This is a genomic window from Bacillus sp. GMs2/2 (assembly GCF_050172095.1).
GTDB classification, from domain to species: Bacteria; Bacillota; Bacilli; order Bacillales; family Bacillaceae_G; genus Bacillus_A; species Bacillus_A cereus.
In genome coordinates this window covers 1-4,065 of the sequence record NZ_JBNLYE010000346.1, presented here as the reverse complement: position 1 = coordinate 4,065, position 4,065 = coordinate 1, and the positions used below count along the sequence as shown (strand labels likewise).

Genomic DNA, 4,065 nt, shown 5'->3' with positions numbered 1-4,065 from the left:
GTTGGGGAGTTCGATTAATGGGGTCAAGGGGAAGAGTTCCCCTTGTAGGTTTGGACAAAGTCCAAGGTTTGGTTCGGCTTGCCGAACAGCCCCGCAGGGCACACCTTTACGATAGTAAAGTATAGTGTGCTATACTTTACATGGAAGTCCACCGAAAAACAGGGGTGAAGTCTATATACTTTATATGGTTCTAGGGACTGATAAGGACGTAGAACCATATGGAAAAGAGGCGAAAAAATGAGTTACGCAATTTGCCGAATGCAGAAATTTAAAATGCGAGATGTGAAGGGAATTCAGATTCATAATCAGAGAGAGAAAGAAAGTCATACAAATCATGACATTGAATCGGAGCGAACGCATCTTAATTATGATTTACATAATGATGGCCACATTGATTATTTGAAAATGGTAAAAGACAAAATTGAACAGAATGTAGAAACCAATCGGGCAATTCGCAAAGATGCTGTTGTAATGTGTGAGTTTGTGGTGACAAGTGATAGAGAATTTTTTGATGTACTGGATATGGTTGATCCGGCTCAACAAAAAGTGTTTTTCAAAGAAGCGTATAGCTTCTTAAAAGAACGATATGGAGAGAGGAATATTGTACATGCAGCGGTACATTTGGATGAGAAAACACCTCATATGCACGTTGGCATGGTTCCAGTAACGGAAGAAAATAAGCTATCAGCCAAACAAATTTTTAACCGAAAAGAATTGGTTTCACTCCAGGACGATTTTCATGCTCACATGGTAGAAAAGGGCTTTTATTTGGAACGTGGTGTATCAAGTGACAAAAAGCATGTAGAAATGCGAAAATTCAAGGCAATGACCGCAAAGGAAGAGATAAATGCTTTAGAAAAAGAGATCGGACAATGCCTACAGAAAAAAGAAGTAGTAAATAAACAGATGGAACAATTAGAATCTCGTTTGAATCAATTACAAAATGCAGTGAAATCAACAAATAAAGTCGATAAGATGGAAGTTAAACATAAAGGTGGTATTTTACGCTCTAAAACCGTTGAAATGAGCGTAGAAGACTTTGAAGAGCTCAAAACTAAGGCAAAGGCATCAGAAGCCTTTAAACGTGAAAATATGACGTTACATCGCAAAAATGAAGCATTGCAAGCGAGTAATACAGATTTACATACAACAGTGAAGCGTTTGGAAAAAGAAAATGAAGGGTTAAAGCCATATAAGGGCAAATATGAACGTCTAGCAAAATTGTTTGATGAAATGAATAAATTTTATGAGAAGTTTATTCCAAAAGAAGTGTCAAAATTTCATGAAATAATTGGTTTTTGTAAGAGAAAAGTAAATGCATCCATAAATAGATTTAGTTCTCTTAGATATTCGGAAAAAGCATTGAATGAAAATGAGAAAAGAGGATATGAAACAGCATCAAAGTTTCTTGAAAATCAAAGAAAAGAACAAAAACAACAAAGAAAAGAACGTGGGGATGAACGAGAATTATAAAAAGCATTACACTAATTGGTGTAATGCTTTTTATTTAGGTACAAAATTAATTTTTGGAAGGATGTGTTTTTGTAAACTATTATCACTAAACGAACTTAAAGTTTGTGTATTTGCATCAAATTGTAGTCCTAATGCCTTAAATATAACTTCTGTTTGTACAGGGGATAGACTAAATGATACTGTGTCGTCATCTAAATAAATATTTAATTCAACGCCTTCAATCATTATTCTTCATCTCCAATTTTTTTGATTCATTTGTTGGTATCTTTTGTTCTGGGAGAGATTTTTGTTTCCCTCTTAAAACCTCAATAGAATTTAAAGGTTTTTCTTCTTCGTAATAACTTAATAATATTTGTCGCTTTGTATCGTTTCCTTTCATCATGATGTTAGGATTTACGATATAAACGCCATTTTGTTTTTTCTTGATGAAGTTGTTTGCTTGCAACTTTTTCATTAATTTTGCAATAGTAGGTTCGGAGACTCCTACATCTTTTGAGATTTGTTTATATGTTCCTATGAACAAATTATTAGATTGATTTGTGTTTTCAGCTATGTAAATAAAAATATCTAATTGTTTATTGTCTATAATACCTAGAACTGTTAAGAAATCCATTAAATACATTTTCCAAAAATTTTTAGTTCCATATACTCTTTTTGTTATTTGATCTACATGAATAACTTCCCCAGTTTCAGTATCTACTAATTCTCGTTTTTTTTGACCTACTAAGGTTTGACTTTCAGCATGATATTCCAGATTTTTCTCATATTCCGTCATGATTTTAAGCTCCCCTTACTTAATTTATATTTTAGTAACTGCTTAATGTTTTAAATCTTATACTAAAAACAAAAAGAAGTAAATACTTAAATTTAAATTAAGTAAACACGAAACAAGAGTTAAGTAAAGACTTAAAGAAAGTTAAGTGCCTAAAATCGTTAAAACCATTGATATGACTGGGTTTGTACCACTTTTTTGTTTAATTTACTCTCTTCTATAATCAAAGGGGCTTTTCCTCATGCAATGGTCAGGTAGTATTTTTTGAAAAAACCACTCAAAAAATCTCCACCTTTCCTCCATTGCATGAGGAAATTCGGCAGGTGATAGCATACCGCCAAGCCGAACATACCAAAAACGAGGATTTCGGTTGCTCGACTTGGACTAGCAATTATACCAGCCGAACCGCCTAGATCTATCGATCAAAACAGTTAGCTTTTTCTATATTCAGTTACGTTAAGTTCGTGGGGTTTAGCCCCCACACGACTAGCCAACACTCACACCCAAAAACAAGGGGATTATGTTTTAAGAAGGAATAATTAAATTTTTTGTTTAATTTATAGATATATACAATTATGGAGGTTATATATTTATGGTATTACAAAGAGTAAGCTTAATAACAATCGGTGCTTTTAATTTGCCAGTTCTTCGTAAGTTTTATAAAAGTCTAGGATGGGAAGAAACAGAAATAAGTTCGGATACTTATGCTGCGTTTAAAACAGCAGGTGTTATTCTTTCTATATTTCCTATTGAAGAATTAGCAAAAGATGCTGGAGTTTCAATTACTCAAGGTGTAGAAACATTTCGTGGTGTAGCTTTTGCTATTAACGTAGATAATCCTGAGCAAGTTGATGCAACAGTTGAAGAAGTACGGAAAATAGGTGGAAAAATCTTGAGAGAACCAAGTAATGCTTTTTGGGGTGGAAGAACATCTTATTTTGCTGATCCTGAGAATAATCTATGGGAAATTGCATGGAATCCAGATTCTGTATTTGATGAAAGAGGAGCTATGATTTCTTTTTAGCAAGAAACTGTTTTTGATAAAGTAAGAATAAAAATAACAAGATGCATATTTGAAACGCCTATCAGGTTATCTGAGAGGCGTTTTTGTTCTTTGGTGTTTTTGTATGAATAAGAAAATACAGATAGGTTAGAGGTAAATCTGGAGCGTTTGAAAGGTATATAACAAGTTTGGGTGATGTTGATTTTATAGAAAAAAAGAGGTGAAAAGTTAGGTAGTATTGCAAAAGTAAAAACTTAAATTTCTACTTCTGTAATACTTGGGTTTTATGGTACTTAATGGTACAATTATATGTACTAAAAGGTACATTTTGGAGGTACTAAAATGGACAAAGAAAAAACGATTCAAGTCAAGTTTACAGTGAATGAAGAGCAATATAAGAAGTTAGAAATATTAGCAAAGATGAGAGAATTGTCTGTACCACAGTTTTGTAAGTTGACTTCGTTACAAGTGAAGACACAACCAGCTAGACCGATTGTAGTAAATGATGAATATGTGATGCCAGAATCAGAAGTGTTGCTGATGAAAGAAGTAGAAGAACGTTATAACGTAGAGAATCAATTTTTAAAAATAGATAAAGAGTTTAATGAACGATTATATGAATATGCAGTGAAACAACAAGAGCGAAGTAAAAACGATCAATAGAGATCTTTGCGTGTGTTGGTCAATCAAAACGGACCTAGCGAAGCAAAGGGAGTATTTGACTTGATCAACTACACTACACCCGAACCCTCTTGGCACTGAACAAACTACCGTTTGTTCTTGCCAACCGGCGAGGGAGCCCCTCAAGGATTGAGGG

General features: G+C 33.7%; 5 protein-coding genes. 3 read left to right on the top strand and 2 right to left on the bottom strand.

The genetic code is table 11. The features are described from left to right. Nucleotides 1-237: 237 nt before the first annotated feature. On the top strand, nt 238-1,473 hold the full coding sequence (mobV, locus tag ACQGS6_RS23960) for a MobV family relaxase (protein WP_076872013.1): 1,236 nt from the start codon (nt 238-240) through the stop codon (nt 1,471-1,473). A gap of 30 nt (nt 1,474-1,503) precedes the next feature. Here mobV and ACQGS6_RS23955 read toward each other — a convergent pair whose 3' ends face one another. Together ACQGS6_RS23955 and ACQGS6_RS23950 are read right to left on the bottom strand one after the other, a co-directional pair. Continuing rightward, complete coding sequence (locus tag ACQGS6_RS23955) at nt 1,504-1,698, bottom strand: hypothetical protein (RefSeq protein ID WP_076872012.1); 195 nt, start codon at nt 1,696-1,698, stop codon at nt 1,504-1,506. Further along, on the bottom strand, nt 1,691-2,248 hold the full coding sequence (locus ACQGS6_RS23950) for a replication/maintenance protein RepL (protein ID WP_076872011.1): 558 nt from the start codon (nt 2,246-2,248) through the stop codon (nt 1,691-1,693). The genes ACQGS6_RS23955 and ACQGS6_RS23950 overlap by 8 nt, the downstream gene beginning before the upstream one ends. 589 nt (nt 2,249-2,837) lie before the next feature. On the opposite strand from ACQGS6_RS23950, the gene ACQGS6_RS23945 reads away from it, so the two are divergent. Next, nucleotides 2,838-3,269, top strand: coding sequence for a VOC family protein (locus ACQGS6_RS23945; RefSeq protein ID WP_076872015.1), 432 nt, complete (start codon nt 2,838-2,840; stop codon nt 3,267-3,269). 321 nt (nt 3,270-3,590) lie between these two features. Next, nucleotides 3,591-3,911, top strand: a complete 321-nt coding sequence (locus ACQGS6_RS23940) for a hypothetical protein (protein WP_000356679.1) — start codon at nt 3,591-3,593, stop codon at nt 3,909-3,911. The last annotated feature ends 154 nt before the right edge of the window (nt 3,912-4,065 follow it).

What these genes read in the sequence shown, in the direction of transcription:
- ACQGS6_RS23955 (WP_076872012.1), bottom strand. Translation starts at nt 1,698, where the DNA reads ATGATTGAAGGCGTTGAATTAAATATTTATTTAGATGACGACACAGTA.
- ACQGS6_RS23950 (WP_076872011.1), bottom strand. Translation starts at nt 2,248, where the DNA reads ATGACGGAATATGAGAAAAATCTGGAATATCATGCTGAAAGTCAAACC.
- mobV (WP_076872013.1), top strand. Translation starts at nt 238, where the DNA reads ATGAGTTACGCAATTTGCCGAATGCAGAAATTTAAAATGCGAGATGTG.
- ACQGS6_RS23945 (WP_076872015.1), top strand. Translation starts at nt 2,838, where the DNA reads ATGGTATTACAAAGAGTAAGCTTAATAACAATCGGTGCTTTTAATTTG.
- ACQGS6_RS23940 (WP_000356679.1), top strand. Translation starts at nt 3,591, where the DNA reads ATGGACAAAGAAAAAACGATTCAAGTCAAGTTTACAGTGAATGAAGAG.